Annotated in this window: 17 protein-coding genes and 1 pseudogene; 5 read left to right on the top strand and 13 right to left on the bottom strand. The window is 61.0% G+C overall.

Annotated features, from left to right (window positions below):
- Nucleotides 1-28: 28 nt before the first annotated feature.
- The 8 genes from QF043_RS27500 to QF043_RS27465 form a co-directional block, all read right to left on the bottom strand.
- Nucleotides 29-1,381, bottom strand: coding sequence for an LLM class flavin-dependent oxidoreductase (locus QF043_RS27500; RefSeq protein WP_307420893.1), 1,353 nt, complete (start codon nucleotides 1,379-1,381; stop codon nucleotides 29-31).
- Nucleotides 1,382-2,575 carry an SfnB family sulfur acquisition oxidoreductase gene (locus QF043_RS27495; RefSeq protein ID WP_307420891.1) on the bottom strand — a complete coding sequence of 398 codons (1,194 nt, stop codon included), beginning with the start codon at nucleotides 2,573-2,575 and terminating at the stop codon, nucleotides 1,382-1,384.
- A 24-nt stretch (nucleotides 2,576-2,599) separates the two neighbouring features.
- Nucleotides 2,600-3,841 (bottom strand): SfnB family sulfur acquisition oxidoreductase, encoded by a 1,242-nt coding sequence (locus QF043_RS27490; RefSeq protein ID WP_307420890.1) that lies wholly within the window; start codon nucleotides 3,839-3,841, stop codon nucleotides 2,600-2,602.
- A 187-nt stretch (nucleotides 3,842-4,028) separates the two neighbouring features.
- Nucleotides 4,029-4,814, bottom strand: a complete 786-nt coding sequence (locus QF043_RS27485) for a hypothetical protein (RefSeq protein WP_065930856.1) — start codon at nucleotides 4,812-4,814, stop codon at nucleotides 4,029-4,031.
- Between the two features lie 375 nt (nucleotides 4,815-5,189).
- Nucleotides 5,190-5,936 carry an L-cystine ABC transporter ATP-binding protein TcyN gene (gene tcyN / locus QF043_RS27480; RefSeq protein WP_056858176.1) on the bottom strand — a complete coding sequence of 249 codons (747 nt, stop codon included), beginning with the start codon at nucleotides 5,934-5,936 and terminating at the stop codon, nucleotides 5,190-5,192.
- 2 nt (nucleotides 5,937-5,938) lie between these two features.
- Nucleotides 5,939-6,604 (bottom strand): cystine ABC transporter permease, encoded by a 666-nt coding sequence (tcyL, locus tag QF043_RS27475; protein WP_017135731.1) that lies wholly within the window; start codon nucleotides 6,602-6,604, stop codon nucleotides 5,939-5,941.
- Nucleotides 6,604-7,398, bottom strand: coding sequence for a cystine ABC transporter substrate-binding protein (gene tcyJ, locus QF043_RS27470; RefSeq protein WP_305457034.1), 795 nt, complete (start codon nucleotides 7,396-7,398; stop codon nucleotides 6,604-6,606). The genes tcyL and tcyJ overlap by 1 nt, the downstream gene beginning before the upstream one ends.
- Nucleotides 7,399-7,672: 274 nt before the next feature.
- Entirely contained in the window at nucleotides 7,673-8,671 is a 999-nt protein-coding gene (locus QF043_RS27465; protein ID WP_307420889.1) for a D-cysteine desulfhydrase, read from the bottom strand.
- A 166-nt stretch (nucleotides 8,672-8,837) separates the two neighbouring features.
- On the opposite strand from QF043_RS27465, the gene epsC reads away from it, so the two are divergent.
- The 5 genes and pseudogenes from epsC (at nucleotide 8,838) to mgrA (ending at nucleotide 14,794) form a co-directional block, all read left to right on the top strand.
- A complete protein-coding gene (epsC, locus tag QF043_RS27460; protein ID WP_056858179.1) occupies nucleotides 8,838-9,764 on the top strand; it encodes a serine O-acetyltransferase EpsC in 927 nt (308 codons plus the stop codon).
- A pseudogene (locus QF043_RS27455) lies at nucleotides 9,761-9,871 on the top strand (metal ABC transporter ATP-binding protein); the annotation flags it as partial. The gene epsC and the pseudogene QF043_RS27455, both read left to right, overlap by 4 nt.
- 308 nt (nucleotides 9,872-10,179) lie before the next feature.
- Nucleotides 10,180-12,141 (top strand): choline transporter BetT, encoded by a 1,962-nt coding sequence (betT, locus tag QF043_RS27450; protein ID WP_169986756.1) that lies wholly within the window; start codon nucleotides 10,180-10,182, stop codon nucleotides 12,139-12,141.
- Between the two features lie 178 nt (nucleotides 12,142-12,319).
- On the top strand, nucleotides 12,320-13,648 hold the full coding sequence (locus tag QF043_RS27445; protein ID WP_307421531.1) for an OprD family outer membrane porin: 1,329 nt from the start codon (nucleotides 12,320-12,322) through the stop codon (nucleotides 13,646-13,648).
- A gap of 108 nt (nucleotides 13,649-13,756) precedes the next feature.
- Nucleotides 13,757-14,794, top strand: coding sequence for an L-glyceraldehyde 3-phosphate reductase (gene mgrA, locus QF043_RS27440; RefSeq protein WP_307420888.1), 1,038 nt, complete (start codon nucleotides 13,757-13,759; stop codon nucleotides 14,792-14,794).
- 1,368 nt (nucleotides 14,795-16,162) lie between these two features.
- Here mgrA and tauD read toward each other — a convergent pair.
- The 5 genes from tauD to gshA form a co-directional block, all read right to left on the bottom strand.
- Nucleotides 16,163-16,999, bottom strand: coding sequence for a taurine dioxygenase (gene tauD, locus QF043_RS27435; protein ID WP_065930848.1), 837 nt, complete (start codon nucleotides 16,997-16,999; stop codon nucleotides 16,163-16,165).
- An 11-nt stretch (nucleotides 17,000-17,010) separates the two neighbouring features.
- Nucleotides 17,011-17,847 carry a taurine ABC transporter permease TauC gene (tauC, locus tag QF043_RS27430; RefSeq protein WP_307420887.1) on the bottom strand — a complete coding sequence of 279 codons (837 nt, stop codon included), beginning with the start codon at nucleotides 17,845-17,847 and terminating at the stop codon, nucleotides 17,011-17,013.
- Nucleotides 17,844-18,623 (bottom strand): taurine ABC transporter ATP-binding subunit, encoded by a 780-nt coding sequence (tauB, locus tag QF043_RS27425; protein ID WP_056858185.1) that lies wholly within the window; start codon nucleotides 18,621-18,623, stop codon nucleotides 17,844-17,846. The genes tauC and tauB overlap by 4 nt, the downstream gene beginning before the upstream one ends.
- 18 nt (nucleotides 18,624-18,641) lie before the next feature.
- Nucleotides 18,642-19,619, bottom strand: coding sequence for a taurine ABC transporter substrate-binding protein (gene tauA, locus QF043_RS27420; protein ID WP_307420886.1), 978 nt, complete (start codon nucleotides 19,617-19,619; stop codon nucleotides 18,642-18,644).
- A gap of 259 nt (nucleotides 19,620-19,878) precedes the next feature.
- Complete coding sequence (gene gshA, locus QF043_RS27415; RefSeq protein WP_307420884.1) at nucleotides 19,879-21,462, bottom strand: glutamate--cysteine ligase; 1,584 nt, start codon at nucleotides 21,460-21,462, stop codon at nucleotides 19,879-19,881.
- Nucleotides 21,463-21,530: the final 68 nt, after the last annotated feature.

Here is a 21,530-nt window from a genome sequence, read left to right as displayed (position 1 = left end):
TCGACAAGCCAGCTCCCACAGTTTTGGTTCAGTGTCGGTAGGTGGAGCCGGTGTGTTGTTCGGGCAGTCGGGCAGTGCCCTGGAAGACTTTTTCGCGCAAGGTGCCGGCCTCATAAGCGGTCTTGTACGACCCACGCTTCTGCAACTCCGGCACCACCAGGTCGATAAAGTCGACATAGCTTTCCGGCGTCACAATCCGCGTCAAATTGAAGCCATCCAGGCCCGTCTCGCTGATCCAGGATTCCAGCTCATCAGCCACCTGCTCGGGCGAGCCGACCACGGTGATATAGCGGCCACCCAAGGCGTGCTGTTCGAGCAACTTGCGCCGGGTCCAGTCGTTGTTCTGCAGGTTCTTGGTGGCCGACTGAATCGCGTTGCTCTTCACGTACTGGATCGGTTCGTCGATCTCGTATTGAGAGAAATCAATCGCCGTGGACGCCGAAAAATGCGCCACGCCAGCCTCCGGGCTGGCGTAGCTCAAGTACTCGGCGTGCTTGGCCCAGGCCCGCTCTTCGGTGGCGCCAACGATCACGTTAAGCCCCATGAACACCTTGATGTCTTCCGGATTGCGCCCGGCCTCGACGGCACTGGCGCGCACCTTGTCCACCTGGGCTTTGGTCGCGGCCTTGTTCTGGCCGCTGATAAATACGCACTCGGCATGGCGCCCGGCAAACAGCAGGCCACGGTCCGAACTGCCGGCCTGGAACAATACTGGCGTGCGCTGTGGCGAGGGTTCGCACAGGTGATAACCTTCGACCTGATAGAACTCGCCGTGATGCTCGACCTTGTGCACCTTGCCCGGCTGCGCGTAGACCCGTTGTTTCGGGTCGTTGAGCACCGCGTCGTCTTCCCAGCTGCCTTCCCAGAGTTTGTACAGCACCTGCAGGTACTCATCGGCCTGGTCATAGCGCCGGTCATGCTCGACCTGCTCGGTCAGGCCCATGGCCTTGGCCGCGCTGTCGAGGTAGCCGGTGACGATGTTCCAGCCGACCCGGCCACGGCTCAGGTGGTCCAGCGTGGACATGCGTCGGGCAAACAGGTACGGCGGCTCGTAGGTGAGGTTGGCGGTGAGGCCGAAACCGAGGTTTTTGGTCACGGCGGCCATGGCCGAGACCAGCAGCAACGGGTCATTGACCGGCAGTTGGATCGACTCTTTGAGCGGCACGTCGATAGCGTTCTGGTACACGTCGTACACGCCGACGATATCCGCGATGAACAAACCGTCGAACAGCCCGCGCTCCAGGGTTTGCGCCAAGTCGGTCCAGTATTCGACGGTCTTGTAGTGCGTCGAGGTGTCCCGTGGGTGGGTCCACAGGCCGTGGTTGATATGCCCGATGCAGTTCATGTTGAAGGCATTGAGCAGGATTTTTTTCTTGGCCATTCAGAGGGTCCCCCGCAGTGGCGGGTTTTCATCATTGAGGTAGTAATTGCCCACCGCGTGGTACTTCCAGCGCACCGGGTCGTGCAGGGTGTGCACCCGGGCGTTGCGCCAGTGACGGTCGAGGCCATGCTCGGCCAGAGTGGCCTGGCTGCCGGCCAACTCGAACAAGGTGCTGCCGGCGGCCAGGGAGATTTCAGTGCTCAATGCGCGCACTTCAGCGACAGCGATGGAGGCTGCTGCGACGGTCTCGGCATTGCTGTCGGCCTGGGCGCGGTCGAGGTATTCACCCGAGCGCTCCAGCAAGGCCTCGGCGGCGTGCAGGCGAATGCTCAAGTGGCCGAAGCTCTTGAGCGTCAGCGGGTCTTCGCTGGCCTTGTCGTTGCCGGCGTCGATCCATGGGCGAGTCTTGGTGCGCACAAAGTGCAGCGCATCTTCAAAGGCGGCGCGGGCGATGCCGGTGTCGATGGCGGCATGAAGGATCTGCGCCAGCGGGCCGACGGTGGTCGGGCGCTCGAAGGCGCTCTGGAACGGGATCACGTCCTGGGCGGCCACCCAGACGTTTTCGAACACCACCGAACCGCTGCCAGTGGTGCGCTGGCCGAAACCACTCCAGTCGTCGATCACGCTCAAGCCCTCGCTGTCGCGCGGCACAAATGCCAGTTGCTGCACGCCGTGTTCATCCACCACCGAAGTGGGGATGCGTTGGGCGTAAATCGCGCCGGTGGAGTAAAACTTGCGCCCGGTGATGCGAAAACCATCACCGTCGCGGGTGATGGAGGTGACGCGGTCATGGGCGGTTTTGGTGCCGAGTTCCGCCAAGGCGTTACCGAAACGTTGCCCGGCGAGTACTTCGGCGTACAGGCGTTTTTGCTGGGCAGGGCTGCCGTTCACGCGCAGCACTTCCAACGCATAAAAGTGGTTTTGCGGAATCTGGCCCAGCGAGGCATCGGCCTGGGCAATCAGGGCGATGACCTTGGCCAGGGTGACGTTGGACACACCGGCGCCGCCATACTCCTTGGGCACGCTGATGCCCCACAGGCCGGAGCGCGAAAACACGTCCAGTTCGGGCAGCGGCAGACGGCGTTCGCGGTCACGCTGGGCGCTGTCGCGGGCAAAGTCTTCGGCCAGGTCGCTGGCGACAATAAGGGCTTGTTCGTCGCTGGTGATGACCGCGACGTTAGGGGAAAAAGTCATGGGTTTCTCCAGATGTCTGGTCGGTCAGATCCAGGAATGTCGAGCAGGCAAAGTGCCGTTTAGTCGATACGCGCCGATGGCGTGATACTTCCAGCGCACCGGGTCGTGCAGGGTGTGCACGCGGGCGTTGCGCCAGTGGCGGTCGAGGTTGAATTCGGCGAGGGTGGCGCGGCTGCCGGCCAGTTCGAAGAGCTTTTCGCTGACCAGCAACGACACTTCGGTGGTCAGCACCTTGGCCTCGGCCACGGCGATCGAGGCGCGGGCGGCCGATTGCGCGGTGATCGGTGCGGCGCTGACCTCGTCCAGCAGCTTGCCGGCCTTGCGCAGCAGGGCTTCGGCGGCGTGCAGTTCGATTTTCAGTTTGCCGATATCGGCGATCACGTACAGGTCATCGCTGGCGCGTTCGACCTTGGCGTCGATCCACGGGCGCGAACGTTCGCGCACGAAGGCGATGGTGTCATCCAGCGCCCCACGGGCGATGCCGGCATCGATGGCGGCCTGGATCAATTGCGAGACGGCGCCCTGGATATTCGGGCTTTCGCCGAGGCGCCAGTTGTCGACGACCAACTCTGCGTCCACCGGCACCTGATCGAGCAATACCGTGCCGCTGGCGGTGGTGCGTTGGCCAAAGCCCGACCAATCGTCAACGATGCGCAGCCCTGGCGTGCCACGGCGCACAAACGCCATGACTTGCTTGCCGTCATCGTTGAGTGCTTTTACCGCGACCCAATGGGCGAACAAGGCGCCGGTGGAGTAGAACTTCTGGCCGCTGATCACATAGCCGTCATCCTTGGCCGTGAGGCGCGCCTTGAGTTCCAGGGTGTTTTTGGTGCCGCGTTCGGGGCCGCCATTGCCGATGCGCCAACCGTCGAGCACGCTTTGGAACAGCTGCTTTTTCTGGCGCTCGGTGGCGGTGCTTTGCAGCAGGTGCAGAATGCCGAAATGGTTCTGCGGGATTTGCCCGAGGGCCGGGTCCGCAGCGCTGATGATCGCGAACACTTCGGCCAGGGTCACGAATGACACCTGGGGGCCGCCGTATTCACGGGGAATGGAAATACTGCCCAGCCCGCTGCGGGTGAACTGTTCAAGCTGCGCCCAGGGCAGCTTGCGCTGCTGGTCGCGTTGGGCCGCTTGCAGGCGCGCGGCCTGAGCCAGCTCATGGGCCGCGCTCAACGCCTGGGCGTCGTTGCGCAGCACCGTGGCCGGCAACAGCAGTGGGGCTACGTCCAGATCACTCTGGGGGGGTGTTAGAGCCAAGTTAGACATCAGCGCCGCTCCTTGGCTGCACGTAATGCCCTGGCGTTATGCACCGGGGTAATCCTGACCATACCGACCTCGCATTCAATGAAATAAAAACAGAAAAATCAGAGATGTCCGGTGGTCCGGTGCATATACCCTAAGCGTGTTAAATTTTTAAATAAACTAACTTATTGGAATATGCATAGAAGGGCTGTCACCCAGGCTCGCAGGGCGAGCCGGGCTGGCGCGGCTGATAGGTCGTCGCGGCCCTGACGGGGCGGGCTGGCGGCTGTGGCGCGCAGGTGGCGATGTTCAAGGTGCGTACCGGTGCCCAGCGCGAATTATTGCCGACCCGATCAAGAATGCAGTACGTCACGTCGAGGCGGCTGTCGTCGCCCGCTTCGATAATCACTGTGGAAGGCACCCACACCTGCACCGGCAGGCCGACGCCTTTGGCCTGGATTCTCGGCAGGTCCAGGCGCACGTCGCCCCAGCGCAGGGTGATGGCATCGCCTGTGGCCATGTTCAGGTAGGGCTGGATGGTCAGCGGGATACCGCGCCGTACCTGGCTGCCGTTGACACCGTAGCGGCGGATGGTCTCGGGCAGACCCACGGGGGCGAGGTTCTGGTTTTCATCGTCCAGCAGTGCGCAGGGGTGGCCACCCGGATAGCAGGTCTTCACGGGCACCTGAGTGAGGTCTGAACGTGCCGGGCCGTGGCCGACTTGCATGACCTGGTAGTGAACCCGTGCGGTGCCATCCTGAATAAAACTTTCGGGTACACGCAGGCGGGTCAGCGTGCCGACCTTGCACGCGGTAATCCGACGCGAGTCGGCAAAGCAGTTGTTCCAGAACAGTTCGATCAGGTCGCCCTCGTCCATGCCAGGGTAAGGCGCGATATCCACCTGCAATTGGGTCGCGGCGAGGGCGTTGATGCCGTGTCGATTCGCCTGGGGCAGGGTTGGGGCGGTGAACGTGGCCTGGGGTGCGGTGCGCGTCATAAGTAATCTCCTTGATGCAGCCAGCAGCAATCGTTCCGGCGCCCGTGGCGCGTTTGCGCGTAAGGTGCCGAAAGGAACGATTCAGTGAGTAGCCGGGATAGGATCCAATCCTCTGTGCGCTAGATAAGAGGGTTGGCCAGCGGGCGTCAATGGCGGCAAAAGGCTAAACGGCGAGTTGGAACAGATTCAGAAAAGGCTGACGCGGGAGGGGATTTTAAGGCGCGGTTGGAGGGGCGTTTTACCCCTGGTTGCGACGGTTTTGCGTAGGACTGTGGCGAGGGAGCTTGCTCCCGCTGGAGTGCGAAGCGCTCCCAGGATTTTGGGGCCGCTGCGCAGCCCGGCGGGAGCAAGCTCCCTCGCCACACTGCAAGCCAGTCAGTGGGCTAAAAACTTACTCAAAAACTGCTTGGTCCGCTCTTCCTTGGGGTTGGCAAACAGCGCCTTGGCTTCGCCTTGCTCGACGATCACGCCTTTGTCGAAGAAGATCACCCGGTTGGCAACATCGCGGGCAAAGCTCATTTCGTGGGTGACGATCACCATGGTGCGGTTTTCTTCGGCCAGGCTGCGGATGGTCGCCAGCACTTCGCCGACCAGCTCCGGGTCGAGCGCCGAGGTGGGTTCGTCAAACAGAATCACCTCCGGCTCCATGGCCAGGGCACGCGCAATCGCCACGCGCTGTTGCTGGCCGCCGGACAAACGCCGTGGGTACGCGTCTTCCTTGCCTGCCAGGCCGACCCTGGCCAAGAGCTTGCGACCCAGCGCGGTCGCCGCCTCGCGCGGCATCTTCTTGACCACGATCGGGCCTTCAATGACGTTTTCCAGCGCGGTGCGGTGCGGGAACAGGTTGAAGTTCTGGAACACAAAACCCACGTGCTGGCGCAAGCGTCGCACCAGGCCTTGTTGCTGGTTGAGCGGTTTGCTGCTGTCGATCTCGATATCACCGACCTTGATGCGGCCACTGGTGGGCTCTTCGAGGAAGTTCAGGCAGCGCAGCAAGGTGGTCTTGCCGGAGCCGCTGGGGCCAATGATGGCGACCACTTCGCCTTCCTTGACCTCCAGGTCGATGCCGTTGAGTACCACCTGACCTTTGAATTGTTTGGTCAGTTTTTCAACCACGATCATGCTCAGGACTCCAGGTCATGCCGGTTGACCCGGTCTTCCAGGCGATTTTGAAAATGCGCCAGGATGCTTGCCAGGATCCAGTAGATCAGGGCGGCGGACAGGTACATGGTGAAGATTTCGAAGGTGCGCGCCGACACCAGCTGTGCCTGCCGGAACAACTCCGGCACCTGAATGGTGGCGGCCAGCGCCGTGTCCTTGACCAGCGAAATAAAGCTGTTGCCCAGCGGCGGCAAGGCCGTGCGCATGGCCTGCGGCAGGATGGCCCGGCGCAGGGTCTGCGCGCGTGTCATGCCGATGCTGGCGGCAGCTTCCCATTGGCCGCGCTCGATGGAGCTGATCGCGGCGCGCAGGATTTCACAGGCGTAAGCGGCCATGTTCAGCGAAAAGCCGATCATGGCCGCCGGGATCGGATCCAGCTCGATGCCCACTTGCGGCAAGCCGTAGTAGATCAAAAACAGCTGTACCAGCAAGGGCGTGCCGCGAAAGAACGACACGTAGACCCGGGCGGTCCAGCTCAGGAGCTTGAAGCGCGACAAGCGCATCAAGGCCAGGCCGAAGCCCAGCAGCAAGCCAAAAAACATCCCGCCGAGGCTAAGAATCACCGTGTAGTACGCGCCCTTGAGCAGAAAGGGCGCGGAGTCCAGCGCGAGTTGGAAACCTGCTTCCATTATTCAGTGACGTCAGCGTTGAAGTACTTCTCGGACAGCTTTTTCAAGGTGCCATCGGCGCGCAGCTTGTCGAGAGCCTTGTTCACCGCGTCGAGCAGTTCTGGCTCGCCTTTGCGCAGGGCAATACCGGCTTCCTGACGGGAGAAGGCATCACCGGCAGCGGCGGTGTCCGGCGCTTTCTTGGCGTATTCCAGAGCGGCCAAGCGGTCGATCAGGATGGCGTCGATACGGCCGATGCGCAGGTCCTGGAACTTGGTCGGGTCATCGTTATAGGTCTTGATGATGGCTTTGGGTTGGTTGTCCTTGAGCCATTGTTCGTAGTTGGTGCCCAGGCCCACACCGACTTTCTTGCCGGCCAGGTCGTTGGCGGTCTTGATGCTGTCGACGTTTTTCTTCAGCACCAGCGCCTGGATACCGGAGACGGTGTAAGGCTTGGAGAAGTCATACTTCTTCTTGCGCTCCTCGGAGATGGTCACCTGGTTGACCACCGCGTCCAGGCGCTTGGATTCCAGGGCGGCGAGGATGCCGTCCCACGGCGTGGCCTGCAGCTTGACCTTGACGCCCAGCTCTTTGGCCAGCGCTTCGGACAGCTCGACTTCAAAGCCGCTGAGCTTGCCGCTTTCATCGACAAAGCTGAACGGCGGATAGGTGCCTTCCAGGCCGATCTTGATTTCGCCGGCTTTCTTGATGTTGTCCAGCTGCTCGCCCGCGATGGCTTGGCCCATCAGACCAGCCCCGAGTGCCAACCCCAAAGTGCCAACCAGCAACGTGCGACGCAATACAGAAATAGTCATGAAGAGCCCCTGTGTTTTTATGTTGAGCGAAGCAGGTGACGCAGTAGTCGTATCCTGCCTTAAAGCGCGGTGCGCGTCTTCGCCTGCGGCGCGACTATAAAGCCAGTTTTTAAGACTTGAAAATAATATAAATTCGATTTGATATTCTATTTTTGAATATGATCACGAACCAATGTGGGAGCGGGCTTGCTCGCGAAAGCGGTGTATCAGTCACATCTGTATTGGCTGACACACCGCTTTCGCGAGCAAGCCCGCTCCCACAGTGGGTCCGTGTTCAGTCCGTTAGAATAGCGTCATACGCAAACAACGCCGGCGCTCCGCCGGTGTGCAGGAAAATGATCGGGCCGTCCTCAAACCGCTGACGCCCGATGCCATCGAGCAAACCGGCCATGGCCTTGCCGGTGTAGACCGGGTCCAGCAGCAAACCTTCCTGGCTGGCTAATAGCTTGACCGCTGCCAGGGTGCCGGCGTTCGGTTCGCCGTAGCGCGGGCCGAAATATTCGTCCCACAGGATCACTTTGAAGGCTTCGGGAAGGCCCACGCCCAGCAACTCGGCGGTGCGTTCGGCCAAGCCTTGCACCTTCGGGAACTGAGCTTCTTCGGTGCGCGACACGGTAATGCCCACCACCGGCAGATTCGGCAGCACTTCACTCAACGCCAGCGCGAGGCCGCTATGGGTGCCGGCACTGCCCGAGGCCAGCACCACGGCGGCGAACTCAATGCCGCTGTCTTCGATCTGCCCGGCCAGCTCCAGCCCGGCGCGCACGTAGCCCAGGGCGCCCAAGGCATTGGAGCCGCCGATAGGGACGAGGTAGGGCTTCTTGCCGTTACTGCGCAGGCGGTCGGCGAGGGCGTTGAGTTGGTCGTCGACGTTATCGAGGTTCTCGACCAATTCGACTTTGGCGTCGAACAACTCCAGCAGCAAGCGGTTGCCATTGCCCAGGTAGTTGGGGTCTTCGGTGCCGGTGGGGTTTTCCAGCAGCGCCACGCAGCCCAGGCCGAGCTTGGCGGCCAGCGCGGCGGTCTGGCGCACGTGGTTGGACTGGATGGCGCCGGCGGTCACCAGGGTGTCGGCACCTTGCGCAAGGGCATCGGCGGCCAGGAATTCAAGTTTGCGCAGTTTGTTGCCGCCCATGGCCAGCGGCGTGGTGTCATCGCGCTTGACGTAAATGTCCCTGCCCAGCCAGGCCGACAGCCGCTCGAGTTTTTCCAGGGCGGTGGCGCCGCCCAGCAGTTCCAGGCGGTTAAAACGGTCGAGCGGTTGTTTGATCATGGCGACGTACAGTGGCTAAGTGATGGGGCGACTATAGGCAGGCACTTTTCATCGGGCAACCGCCAATCGCTTATGCCGGAAAGTTCTTAGCATCACACCATTGGTTCTTAAGGGCGGCCAGGGTGCATACCGTAAAGTGATGGCCATATCGTCAGGAGTGAATACCGTGAGTGAGCGTTCCAGTCATTGGCAATTACAGACCATCGTCAGCCAGCTGCGCAGCGCCCGGGACCAGTGGCGCACGCGCAATGGTCGCCTGAGTGGCGAACACGGTGGCCGTGAGTTGCCGTCCCGCGAGGCGGTGGCGCAGATTCTTGAATCTTTGTGCGGCGCGCTGTTCCCGATGCGCCTGGGGCCGGTGGACCTGCGTGAAGAAAGTGAAGATTTTTACGTCGGGCATACCCTCGACGTCGCCCTGAATGCCTTGCTTGCCCAGGCTCGCCTGGAGCTGCGCTACGCCGCGCGCCAGGGCGCCAAGGATGACAGCGAGGTCGATGCGCTGGCCATCCGCCTGATCCAGGACTTCGCCCTGGCCTTGCCCTCACTGCGCAGCCTGTTGGACACCGACGTGCTCGCCGCCTACCACGGCGACCCGGCCGCGCGCAGTGTGGATGAAGTGCTGCTGTGCTATCCGGGGATTCTGGCGGTGATTCACCACCGCCTGGCCCACCATCTGTACCGCGCCGGGCTGCCGCTGCTGGCGCGGATCAGCGCGGAGATTGCCCACTCGGCCACCGGCATCGACATCCACCCCGGCGCGCAGATCGGCCCGAGTTTCTTCATCGACCACGGGACCGGGGTGGTGATCGGCGAAACCGCGATCATCGGCGAGCGCGTGCGCATCTACCAGGCCGTGACGTTGGGCGCCAAGCGCTTCCCGGCGGATGAGGACGGGCAGTTGCAGAAAGGCCATCCGCGCCACCCGATTGTTGAGGACGATGTGGTGATTTACGCCGGAGCGACGATCCTGGGGCGCATCACCATCGGCAAGGGCTCGACCATCGGCGGCAATGTGTGGCTGACCCGCAGCGTGCCGGCGGAGGCGAACATTACGCAGGCGAATTTGCAGCACGACGACGGTGCGCAGAAATAGAGAATCAGTACAAATCCCCTGTGGGAGCGGGCTTGCTCGCGAAAGCGGTGGGTCAGCCGACGAATCTGCTGACTGATACTCCGCATTCGCGAGCAAGCCCGCTCCCACATTTTGAATGTATTCCAGATTCGAACCGATTTTCCCTCAGCCACCGCTGAACGATTTGCCATCCCCGCCCGTCATACCAATCCTTGAGCTAGTGTAGGAATTGTCTACCACTCAGCCCTGCGATTAGTCCCAAACCGCCTACCTATGTTTAACTTGAATGCTCGTTCAAGTTAAACCCGGTGGTTCGCTGCCCGCTCACAACAGGAGGCTTACCTTTGCTGAGTCCGTTATTTACAGCCACATCACACACCTTCGGGGTGCATCGTTCATGAGTGCATCGTCCACCCCATCCAGCGGCCTGGTGCGCATGAATGCGCCGGTTTTCTACTTTGCCGCAACCTTCATTCTGCTGTTTGGCATCACTGTCATCGCTATCCCGCAACAGGCCGGTGCCTGGCTGCTGGCGGCGCAAAACTGGGCGGCCAACACGGTCGGCTGGTACTACATGCTCGCGATGACGCTGTATCTGGTCTTCGTGGTGGTCACCGCGTTATCGGGCTACGGCAAGATAAAACTCGGTGCCGACCACGACGAGCCCGAATTCAGCTACCTGTCCTGGGCCGGCATGCTGTTCGCCGCCGGGATCAGCATCACGCTGTTTTTCTTCTGCGTCTCCGAGCCGCTGACGCACTTGGTGCAGCCGCCTCAGGGCGCGCCAATGAATGCCGACGCGGCACGCCAGGCCATGCAGATCCTGTTTCTGCACTGGGGTCTGCATGGCTGGGGCGTGTTTGCCTTTGTGGGCATGGCCCTGGCGTACTTCGCCTACCGGCATAACCTGCCGCTGGCGCTGCGCTCGGCGCTGTACCCGCTGATCGGCAAACGCATCAACGGCCCCATCGGCTATGCGGTGGACGGCTTCGGCATCATTGCCACGGTGTTCGGCCTGGGCGCCGACATGGGGTTTGGTGTGTTGCACCTCAACTCCGGTCTCGACTACCTGTTTGGCATCGCGCACACGCAGTGGATCCAGGTCGGCCTGATCACCCTGATGATGGGCGCCGCGATCCTCGTGGCCGTGGCCGGTGTCGACAAGGGCGTGCGAGTGATGTCCGACATCAACATGCTGCTGGCCTGTGCGCTGCTGCTGTTCGTGTTGTTCGCAGGCCCCACCCAGCACTTGCTCAACACCTTGATCCAGAACATCGGTGACTACCTCGGCGCCTTGCCGACCAAGAGCTTCGATGTGTACGCCTACGACAAACCCAGCGACTGGCTGGGCGGTTGGACGGTGTTCTACTGGGCCTGGTGGATAGCATGGTCGCCGTTTGTGGGCCTGTTTATCGCGCGTATTTCCCGTGGCCGTACCATCCGCGAGTTCGTGTTCGGTGTGCTGCTGATTCCGCTGGGTTTCACCCTGGCGTGGATGTCGATTTTCGGCAACAGCGCCATCGACCAGGTGCTCAACCACGGCATGACCGCGCTGGGCCAGTCGGCTATCGATGACCCGTCGATGAGCCTCTACCTGTTGCTGGAAACCTACCCGTGGAGCAAGACGGTGATCGCCGTCACGGTGTTTATCAGCTTCGTGTTCTTCGTCACCTCGGCGGATTCCGGCACCGTAGTGCTGTCGACCTTGTCATCCAAAGGTGGCAACGCCGATGAAGACGGGCCGAAATGGCTGCGGGTGTTCTGGGGCGCGATGACGGCGCTGGTCACCAGTGCGTTGCTGTTTGCCGGCAGTATCGACTCGCTCAAGTCGGCGGTGGTGCTGACTTCGTTGCCGTTCTCGCTGATTTTGCTGCTGATGATGTGGGGGCTGCACAAGGCCTTCTACCTCGAATCGCAGAAACAGATTGCCCAGCTGCATTCGCTGGCACCGGTGTCGGCGGCGCGCAAAGGCCGAGGCGGTTGGCGTCAGCGCTTGAGCCAGGCTGTGCACTTCCCGTCACGCGATGAGGTGTACCGTTTCCTCGAGTCGACGGTGCGCCCGGCGATTGAAGAAGTGACGGCGGTGTTTGTCGAGAAAGGCCTGAATGTGGTGACTCAGCCGGACCCGTCCAACGACAGCGTCAGCCTCGAAATCGGGCATGGCGAGGAGCATCCATTCGTTTACCAGGTGCAGATGCGCGGCTACTTCACGCCGTCGTTTGCCCGCGGTGGCATGGGCTCCAAAGAGATCAACAACCGCCGTTATTACCGCGCGGAAGTGCACTTGAGTGAGGGCAGCCAGGACTACGATCTGGTCGGCTACACCAAGGAGCAGATCATCAACGACATCCTCGACCAGTACGAGCGCCACCTGCAGTTCCTGCACCTGGTGCGCTGACCCTGAACCTGCGCAAAGCCCCGTTCTACGGGGCTTTCTTAAACTTAATTTCATTCGTGAACCCAGTGTTTTGACTCCGAACTGTCATCTGGCCACTGCGTAATTGTGTGAAGCGTTTGACGCTTTCATTTCAGAACAGTGACGGAGACCGGTAACAATGAAGACGTTAATAAGCCCCATGGTGGGTGCCGCCATGGCGAGCTTTATGCTGTCCGCCCATGCCGATTTTATCGACGACAGCCACGCCGACGTGACCCTGCTCAACCGCTATCTCAACCAGCAAGGTCGTGACGTGGTGGGCAGCAACGCCAAGGCCCACAGCGTGCGGGATTGGGGCCAAGGGTTCGAGTTCAACTTCAAGTCCGGCTACACCGAAGGCCCCGTGGGTTTTGGTCTGGATCTGCAGGCGTTTTACGGTCTGAAACTCGATTCCGGCGGCGATCTTAACGACAAAGACCACCAGGGCCGCTACCCCGGCAGCATGTTCCCGCTGGATAACGGCAAGTCCGCCGACCAGTTCGGCGTGCTCAGCCCAACGTTCAAAATGCGCTTCGCCAAGGATGAGCTGCGCGTCGGCACCTTGTTCGGCAACAACCCGGTGCTGGCCAACACTGACGGCCGCCTGTACCAGCAGACCAACACCGGCGTGCAACTGGTCTCCAAAGACCTCAGCGACTTCACCTTCACCGGTGGCGATATCTTCAAGACCAAGATCCGCAACGAAACCGGCGACCAAGGCATGATTACCGCTGGTGGCACCCGAGAAAGTGATCGCTTCCTGTTCGGCGGGGCGGATTACACCGGCATTCAGAACACCACCGTGAGCCTGTGGTATTCCAACCTTGAGGACTACTACCAGCAGTTCTTCCTCGGCGCCAAGCGCCATGACGCGTTGAGCGTGGGCGCCATCGACACCGACGTGCGCGTGTTCCGCAGCCTTGGTGTAGGCGCCAACGCCGACGGCGATAAAGACTTTACCGGCGCCGGTCTGTATGGCGACGGCACCAGCAAAGGCCGTATCAACCAGACCACCGCCAGCCTGCTTGAGAGCTACAGCCTGGACGGCCACACCGTTGGCCTGGGCATTCAGAAAAACAGCGGCGACAGCGACTTCCCGTACCTCGATTCCGGCCTCAACAGCGGCGACAACCGCCAAGGCCCTGGCTCTGGCGCCGACACCCCGGCGCTCACCAACATGCAGTTGAATAAATTTCAACACGCCGGTGAGCGCACTTGGCTTGCGCAGTACAAGTACGACTTCGGTAAGCTGGGCCTCACCGGCCTGACGTTCTCTGCTGCTTACGCCCACGGTGATGACATCCGCACTGTGCAAGGCACCACCAGCGAGTGGGAGCGCAACATTGCCGTGGCTTACCAAGTACCGACCGGCACCCTCAAGGGCCTGGGCGTGACCTGGAAAAATGCCCACGCCAGCCCGGACATTGCCGGTGCCACCGTCCAAGATGAAAATCGCTTTTATGTCAGCTATGTCGTTCCACTCTGGTAGGAAATTGCTGTAGAACGGAAGGGCAGGCTCAAGCGATTCAGCTGGTTAAAAGGCCTGGGAATAACCTTATTCCCAGGCCTTATTTGCCTACGTCCAAGAGAGGATTCGATGACTTACATTGCTGCCGAAAACCGCTATGAATCTATCCCGTACCGCCGCGTAGGCCGCAGTGGGTTGGTGCTGCCGGCACTGTCCCTGGGGCTGTGGCACAACTTTGGCGACAGCACCCCGATCGACACCCAGCGCGCCTTGCTGCGCACCGCATTCGACCTGGGGATCAACCACTTCGACCTGGCCAACAACTACGGCCCACCGTATGGCAGCGCCGAGATCAACTTCGGCCGTTTGCTGCGTGAAGACTTCAAGCACTACCGCGACGAACTGATCATCTCCAGCAAAGCCGGCTGGGACATGTGGCCCGGCCCTTACGGCCAGGGTGGCGGTTCGCGCAAATACGTTCTGGCGAGCCTGGACCAGAGCCTGCAACGCTTGGGCGTTGACTACGTGGATATTTTCTACTCCCACCGTTTTGACGCCGATACCCCGCTGGAAGAAACCGCCAGCGCACTCGCCACTGCCGTGCAACAGGGCAAGGCGTTGTACATTGGGATCTCGTCTTATTCCGGGGTAAAAACTCGCGAAATGGCGGCTCTGCTGCAAGAGTGGAAAGTGCCGCTGTTGATTCACCAGCCGGCCTACAACCTGCTCAACCGCTGGATCGAAAAAGACCTGTTGGACACCACCGATGAGCTGGGTGCCGGTGTGATTGCCTTCACGCCGCTGGCCCAGGGTTTGCTCACTGACAAGTACCTCAACGGCGTGCCGGCCGATGCGCGCGTCAACCGCCCGGGTGGTGGTTCGCTGCAGGCCAAGCACTTGTCCGAAGCCAACATTGCCCATGTGCGTGGGTTGAATGAAATCGCCAAGCGCCGCGGCCAGAGCCTGGCGCAACTGGCCCTGGCCTGGACCCTGCGTGACCCACGGGTGACCAGTGCCTTGATTGGTGCGAGCCGGGCGGAGCAGATCATTGAAAACGTCGGAGCGTTGAAGAACCTGAACTTCAACGCGGAAGAACTGGCGGAGATCGACCGGTTTGCGCAGGAAGGCGGGATTAACCTGTGGGAAAAACCGTCCACTGCTGAATAAGCTGGCACAACCCGGTTAAAAATGTGGGAGCCGGGCTTGCCCGCGAAGGCGGTGAATCAGTCGATGAATCTGTTGGCTGATACTCTGTATTCGCGAGCAAGCCCGCTCCCACATTTGATCTTCAATGTGGCAAATTCATTCGGCAGTACTCGGTCAATGTGGGAGCCGGGCTTGCTCGCGAAGGCGGTGTGTCAGTCGATGAATGTATGGGCTGATACGCCGCTTTCGCAGGCAAGCCAGCTCCCACATTTGATCTTCAGTGTGGCAAATTCATTCGGCAGTACTCGGTCAATGTGGGAGCCGGGCTTGCTCGCGAAGGCGGTGTTTCAGTCGATGAATGTATGGGCTGGTACACCGCTATCGCAGGCAAGCCAGCTCCCACATTTTGATCTTCAGTGTGGCAAATTCACTCGGCAGTACTCGGTCAATGTGGGAGCCGGGCTTGCTCGCGAAGGCGGTGTGTCAGTCGATGAATGTATGGGCTGGTACACCGCTATCGCAGGCAAGCCAGCTCCCACATTTTGATCTTCAGTGTGGCAAATTCACTCGGCAGTACTCGGTCAATGTGGGAGCCGGGCTTGCTCGCGAAGGCGGTGTTTCAGTCGATGAATGTATGGGCTGGTACACCGCTATCGCAGGCAAGCCAGCTCCCACATTTGATCTTCAGTGTGGCAAATTCACTCGGCAGCACTCGGTCAATGTGGGAGCCGGGCTTGCCCGCGAAGGCGGTGTGTCAGTCGATGAATGTATGGGCTGGTACACCGCTATCGCAGGCAAGCCAGCTCCCACATTTTGATCTTCAGTGTGGCAAATTCACTCGGCAGTACTCGGTCAATGTGGGAGCCGAGCTTGCTCGCGAAGGCGGTGTGTCAGTCGATGAATGTATGGGCTGGTACACCGCTATCGCAGGCAAGCCAGCTCCCACATTTGCTCTTCAGTGTGGCAAATTCACTCGGCAGTACTCGGTCAATGTGGGAGCCGGGCTTGCTCGCGAAGGCGGTGTGTCAGTCGATGAATGTATGGGCTGGTACGCCGCTATCGCAGGCAAGCCAGCTCCCACATTTTGCTCTTCAGTGTGGCAAATTCACTCGGCAGTACTCGGTCAATGTGGGAGCCGGGCTTGCCCGCGAAGGCGGTGTTTCAGTCGATGAATGTATGGGCTGGTACACCGCTATCGCAGGCAAGCCAGCTCCCACATTTTGCTCTTCAGTGTGGCAAATTCACTCGGCAGTACTCGGTCAATGTGGGAGCCGGGCTTGCCCGCGAAGGCGGTGTGTCAGTCGATGAATGTATGGGCTGGTACACCGCTATCGCAGGCAAGCCAGCTCCCACATTTTGATCTTCATTGATGCAGAGGCTGTGCCTGGCTTAGAACGGGACGTCGCCCAGGATCGTGGCGCGATGCATCACGCGCCGCTGTGGGCGGTAGTCATCCACGGCGTAGTGCTGGGTCACGCGGTTGTCCCAGAATGCCACGTCGTTCTCCTGCCAGCGCCAGCGAATGGTGAATTCCGGCCGCGTTGCGTGGGCAAACAGCAGCTTCAGTATGGCCTCGCTTTCCGCCGGCTCCAGCTCGTTGATCTTGGTGGTGAACCCGTCACTGACAAACAGCGACTTTCGCCCGCTTACCGGATGCGTGCGCACCACCGGGTGTGACAGCGGTGGATTCTTCTTGCGGGTTTCTTCCCAGCGTGCCAGGTCTTCGGCGGTGTTGCCAAAGCGCTCCAGCGGGAAGGATTTGGTGAAATCGTGCGTCGCCGTGAGGCCATCGAGCAGGCGTTTGAGCGGCTCCGACAAGGCTTCATATGCAGCGATGCCACTGGCCCACAGCGTGTCGCCACCAAAGGCCGGCAGCAGCTTGGCGCTGAGCACCGCACCGAGCGCCGGGGTGGGCAGGAAGGTCACGTCGGTGTGCCATACGGCGTTGTCGCGTACGTCGGTCACGGCGGTGTCGAGGATCAGCACTTCGGGCTGCTCCGGCACGTTGGGGTAGATCGGGTGAATGTGCAGGTCGCCAAAATTTGCCGCAAACCGCGCCTGTTGCTGCGGGGTGACGGCTTGGCCACGAAAGAACAGCACCGAGTGGCTGAGCAGCGCCTGCTCAATGGCGTCACGTTCCTGGAGGCTCAACGGTTGGGTGATATCGACGCCACTGATCAGGGCGCCCAGGGCGGTGCTTATTGGCGTAACGGTCAGGCTGCTCATGCGGTTCTCACTCAGTGTGCCTGGCCATGCCAAGGCACTAATTTGCGCTGCAGGGCACGCAGGCCCATTTCCATGGCGAAGGCAATCAGGGCGATCACTAGAATCCCCAGCACTACCACGTCGGTGACCAGGAACTGCGCCGCCGACTGCACCATAAAGCCCAAGCCGCTGGTGGCGGCGATCAGTTCGGCGGCAACCAGGGTCGACCAACCCACTCCCAAGCCGATGCGCACGCCGGTAAGGATGTCGGGCAGGGCGCTCGGCAGGATCACATGGCGAATCAACTGGGCGCGGGTGGCGCCCAACGACTGCGCGGCACGCAGCTTGGCCGGGTCGACCGTGCGCACGCCGGTCGCGGTGGCGATGGCGATAGGCGCAAAGATCGCCAGGTAAATCAGCAACACCTTGGACAGCTCACCGATGCCGCACCAGATCACGATCAGCGGCAGGTAAGCCAGGGGCGGAATCGGCCGGTAGAATTCGATCAGCGGGTCGAGGATGCCACGGGCAATGCGGTTGGAACCGATGGCAATCCCCACCGGCACCGCGGTCAGCACCGCAAAGCCCAGGCCCAGGCCGATGCGCGTGAGGCTCGCGCCCAGGTGCTGCCACAAGGTGGAATCCATATAGCCGGTGGTCGCCAGCAGCCAGCCTTTTTGCAGCACGGCGGATGGTGGCGGCAGGAACAAAGGTTCGATCACGCCAGTGGCGGTGACCGCCCACCAGAGCGCCAGCAAGGCAATCAGGGTGAGTACGCTGATCCAGCGCGTGCTCAGGCTACGACGTATCGGAATGCCCTTGTGCGTTACTGGCTTGGCGCCCGTGGCGGGAAGTTCGTAGCTGCTCATGCGGACACCTGCCGTTGCGAGAACACTTTGCCCAGCACGTGTTCACGGGTTTCGATAAAGCGCGGGTCGGACTTGATCGCCCGCGCCGATTCACCGGCGGCGTAGCGTTGACCGAAGTCCAGGTGCAGGCGCTCGACGATCTGGCCTGGGTTGGGCGCCAACAGGATCAGATCGGTGGCGAGAAATACCGCCTCTTCAATGTCATGGGTAATCAGGAACACCGGCTTGGCCGTGCGCCGCCAGACTTGCAGGAGCAATTCCTGCATCTGTTCGCGGGTGAAGGCATCTAGGGCGCCGAAAGGCTCGTCCATCAGCAATACGCGAGGGTCAGCCGCCAGTGCGCGAGCCAGGCCCACACGCTGTTTCTGGCCGCCGGAGAGTTGCCAGACTCGGCGGCTGTCGAAACCGGCGAGGTCGACCAGTGCGAGCATTTCCCGGGCGCGCACTTCACGTTGCGCCTTGGGCACACCGGCCAGCTCCAGGCCGAAGCCGACGTTGGCCAGCACGTCCTGCCAGGGCAGCAGGGCATCGTCCTGGAACACCACGCCGCGTTCGGCGCTCGGACCTTTGACCGGCACGCCATCGAGGGTGATACGCCCGGCAGAGGGTTCGACGAAACCGGCAATCAGGTTCAACAGCGAAGTCTTGCCACTGCCGGACGGGCCGAGGGCCACCAGCAATTGCTGAGGCCCAAGGTCGAGTGAAATATCGGACAGTACCGGTTCTGTGGCGCCTGGGTACTGTGCGCTGATGCGCTCCAGTTGTAGCAAGGCCATCGCGAGGAACTCCTTGAATCAGTTAGTGATGAACTTGGCGCTGACGTAAGGGGCGTAGTCCGGCAGCACGGCGTCGACTTTGCCTTGTTCCTTGAGGAACACGGCGGTGTCGGTCACAGCCTTGGTAGTCGGTGCACCCAGCAGGGTCACTTGATCAGCTGCCAGTGGGTAGACGTTGCCTTGCAGCAGCAGTGGGATGTCACTGGCCTTGGCGCCGGAGAGCTTCACCAGCTTGTCGACGTTGCCTTTGTCGGCCAGCCAGGCTTGTGGGTCTTTGCGATAGGCGGCGTAGGCGTCCAGGGTGACTTTGGCGAAGGCCGTGACGATTTCCGGGTGTTTTTCGGCGAAGTCTTTGCGCACGATCCAGGCATCGAAGGTGGGCGCGCCGAACTTGGCCAGTTCGCCGGAGGTGATCAGCACTTTGCCGTTTTCCTTGGCGACGCCCAGGGCCGGGTCCCACACGTAAGTCGCGTCGATATCGCCGCGCTTCCACGCCGCGATGATTGCCGGCGGTGCGAGGTTGAGAATGGTCACTTTGGACGGGTCGATGTTCCAGTGCTTCAGCGCGGCCAACAGGCTGTAGTGGCCGGTGGAAACGAAGGGCACGGCAATCTTTTTGCCGATCAGGTCCTGTGGGCTGTTGATCCCCGAACCATTGCGCGCTACCAGCGCTTCGGCGCCGCCGATCTGGGTGGCGACCAGAAAGGTTTCCACCGGCACTTTGCGTGTCACCGCAGCGGTCAGTGGGCTGGAACCGAGGTAGCCGATCTGTACGTCGCCGGAAGCGATGGCGGCAATGATGTCGGCGCCATTGTCGAATTTGCGCCAGTCGATCTTGGCGTTGGTAGCTTTTTCATACGCGCCGTCGGCCTGGGCGACTTTCGCCGGGTCTACGGTGGTCTGGTAAGCGATGGTCACATCTGCCGCCTGGGCAAACAGGCTGGCACCTGCCAGGGACAATGCGGCCAAGAGGCGCAATGGGGTAAGCAGTTTCAAGGGGAAGCTCCTCAATCAGGCGGCCGAAGGTCGGCGTGTGAGGAGACTAAATGATCTAAGAACTCGAAAATAAATAACATTTTCGAATTAGCTTATGAGTAGAAGAGTGAGCGCAATCTTCAACCCAATGATGGCAAATGTGGGAGCTGGCTTGCCTGCGATAGCATCATCTGGGTATCACTGATACACCGAGGTGTTTGCATCGCAGGCAAGCCAGCTCCCACACAAACCAGGTACCACAGGAGACGGCGTGATGCCTTTAGTTACTGATCGCCAGAATGCTTGCCTGGTACGAGCCGACAAACACGTCAAAGTCGCCCACTTCGTTTTGCTCCAGCTCCACCTGTTGAGCCAGCGACTTACGCGCCAGCTCTTCAAAGCGTGCCTGCTCCTCGGCCGGTAAAGGCTCCTGACGGAAGTGCGCGGCGTGCACCTCGCTCTGGTGCAGGGAGAACTGCGCAAAACTCTCTTTGCGTTCGGCCATCGCTGCCAGCACTTGGGCCGACGGCGTCAGGGACGAGTCCCTGACCTTCGCCAATTGAGCGTCCAGCGCCTGGCTGTGCTCGGTGATGCCATGGCTCTCGTCCAGCAAGGCCGCCAGCGGGGCGATCTTCTCCAGCAGCTCGGTGGCCCACTCCTTCATGTCCACCGCCTGGCCGTCACGCTGCAATTGCAGGCCTGGGCGACGGCCCTCCTTGACCACACTGAGGAAGTTGGAGGTGGCATTGCCGCACTCGTTGTTGGCGAACAGCGGGCTGTCGTTCAACGCGCAGTACAGCAGGAACGCATCGAGGAAGCGTGATTCCGGCAGGTCGATGCCCATCGGCAGGAACGGGTTGATGTCCAGGCAGCGCACTTCGATGTACTGGATGCCACGGGCCATCAGCGCCTGGATCGGCCGTTCGCCGGTATAGGTCACGCGCTTGGGGCGGATGTTGGAGTAGTACTCGTTTTCGATCTGCAGGATGTTGGTGTTGAGCTGCACCCACTCACCATCCTTATGGGTGCCGACTTCGACGTAAGGTGCGTAGGGCGTTGCCACCGCTTCACGCAGGCTGTCGGTGTAGCTGTTCAAATCGTTGTAGCACGGCGTCAGGCCGGCTTGGGCGTTGCTCTGGTAACCCAGGTCGCTCATGCGCAGGCTGGTGGCGTACGGCAGGTACAGCGTGTCGGCGTCCAATACTTCCAACTGGTGCGAACGACCGCGCAGAAAGCCCGCGTCCAGCGCCGGTGAGGCACCGAACAGGTACATCAGCAGCCAGCTGTAGCGGCGGAAGTTACGGATCAGCGCGATGTAGGCCGTGGACTGATAGTCGCGGTCGGTGCCGACGAAGCCTTCGGCCTCCTTGAGCAGCGGCCAAAGCTCTTCCGGCAAGGAAAAGTTGTAGTGGATGCCGGCGATGCATTGCATGGTCTTGCCGTAACGCAGGGCCAGGCCTTTGCGGTAAACGTACTTGAGCTGGCCGATATTGGAGGTGCCGTAGTAGGCAATCGGAATATCTTCCTCGGCCGGCAACGGGCACGGCATCGAAGGGCTCCACAGGTACTCGTTGCCGAGCTTGCTGTAGGCAAACCGGTGGATCTTGTCCAGGCTGCTCAGGGTATCGGCCGGGTTGGGCAGGGCGGGAGTGATGAACTCCAGCAGCGATTCCGAGTAGTCGGTGGTGATCAATTCGTTGGTCAACGCGGCGCCCAGGGCTTCGGGGTGCGGCGTTTGTGCCAGGCGACCCTCACCGGTGACGCGTAGGCATTCACGCTCGATGCCGTGCAAGCATTGCTCTAGCAGGGAGAGGTGTTCGCGCTTGCCGAGCAGGGCCAGGCGGCGGTTGAGAAGTTCGCTCAAGTTGGATTCCTTCACGCGTCAGTCGCCCCAATATGGGGGTGGGCAGGACGGTCTACAAGGGTGAAGTT

It is taken from the genome of Pseudomonas sp. W3I7, from assembly GCF_030816095.1.
GTDB classification, from domain to species: domain Bacteria; phylum Pseudomonadota; class Gammaproteobacteria; order Pseudomonadales; family Pseudomonadaceae; genus Aquipseudomonas; species Aquipseudomonas salomonii.
Note: the sequence above shows the minus strand (reverse complement) of the source record. Positions and strands in the feature narration are given on the sequence as shown.

What these genes read in the sequence shown, in the direction of transcription:
- QF043_RS27500 (WP_307420893.1), bottom strand. Translation starts at nt 1,381, where the DNA reads ATGGCCAAGAAAAAAATCCTGCTCAATGCCTTCAACATGAACTGCATC.
- QF043_RS27495 (WP_307420891.1), bottom strand. Translation starts at nt 2,575, where the DNA reads ATGACTTTTTCCCCTAACGTCGCGGTCATCACCAGCGACGAACAAGCC.
- QF043_RS27490 (WP_307420890.1), bottom strand. Translation starts at nt 3,841, where the DNA reads ATGTCTAACTTGGCTCTAACACCCCCCCAGAGTGATCTGGACGTAGCC.
- QF043_RS27485 (WP_065930856.1), bottom strand. Translation starts at nt 4,814, where the DNA reads ATGACGCGCACCGCACCCCAGGCCACGTTCACCGCCCCAACCCTGCCC.
- tcyN (WP_056858176.1), bottom strand. Translation starts at nt 5,936, where the DNA reads ATGATCGTGGTTGAAAAACTGACCAAACAATTCAAAGGTCAGGTGGTA.
- tcyL (WP_017135731.1), bottom strand. Translation starts at nt 6,604, where the DNA reads ATGGAAGCAGGTTTCCAACTCGCGCTGGACTCCGCGCCCTTTCTGCTC.
- tcyJ (WP_305457034.1), bottom strand. Translation starts at nt 7,398, where the DNA reads ATGACTATTTCTGTATTGCGTCGCACGTTGCTGGTTGGCACTTTGGGG.
- QF043_RS27465 (WP_307420889.1), bottom strand. Translation starts at nt 8,671, where the DNA reads ATGATCAAACAACCGCTCGACCGTTTTAACCGCCTGGAACTGCTGGGC.
- betT (WP_169986756.1), top strand. Translation starts at nt 10,180, where the DNA reads ATGAATGCGCCGGTTTTCTACTTTGCCGCAACCTTCATTCTGCTGTTT.
- QF043_RS27445 (WP_307421531.1), top strand. Translation starts at nt 12,320, where the DNA reads ATGGTGGGTGCCGCCATGGCGAGCTTTATGCTGTCCGCCCATGCCGAT.
- mgrA (WP_307420888.1), top strand. Translation starts at nt 13,757, where the DNA reads ATGACTTACATTGCTGCCGAAAACCGCTATGAATCTATCCCGTACCGC.
- tauD (WP_065930848.1), bottom strand. Translation starts at nt 16,999, where the DNA reads ATGAGCAGCCTGACCGTTACGCCAATAAGCACCGCCCTGGGCGCCCTG.
- tauC (WP_307420887.1), bottom strand. Translation starts at nt 17,847, where the DNA reads ATGAGCAGCTACGAACTTCCCGCCACGGGCGCCAAGCCAGTAACGCAC.
- tauB (WP_056858185.1), bottom strand. Translation starts at nt 18,623, where the DNA reads ATGGCCTTGCTACAACTGGAGCGCATCAGCGCACAGTACCCAGGCGCC.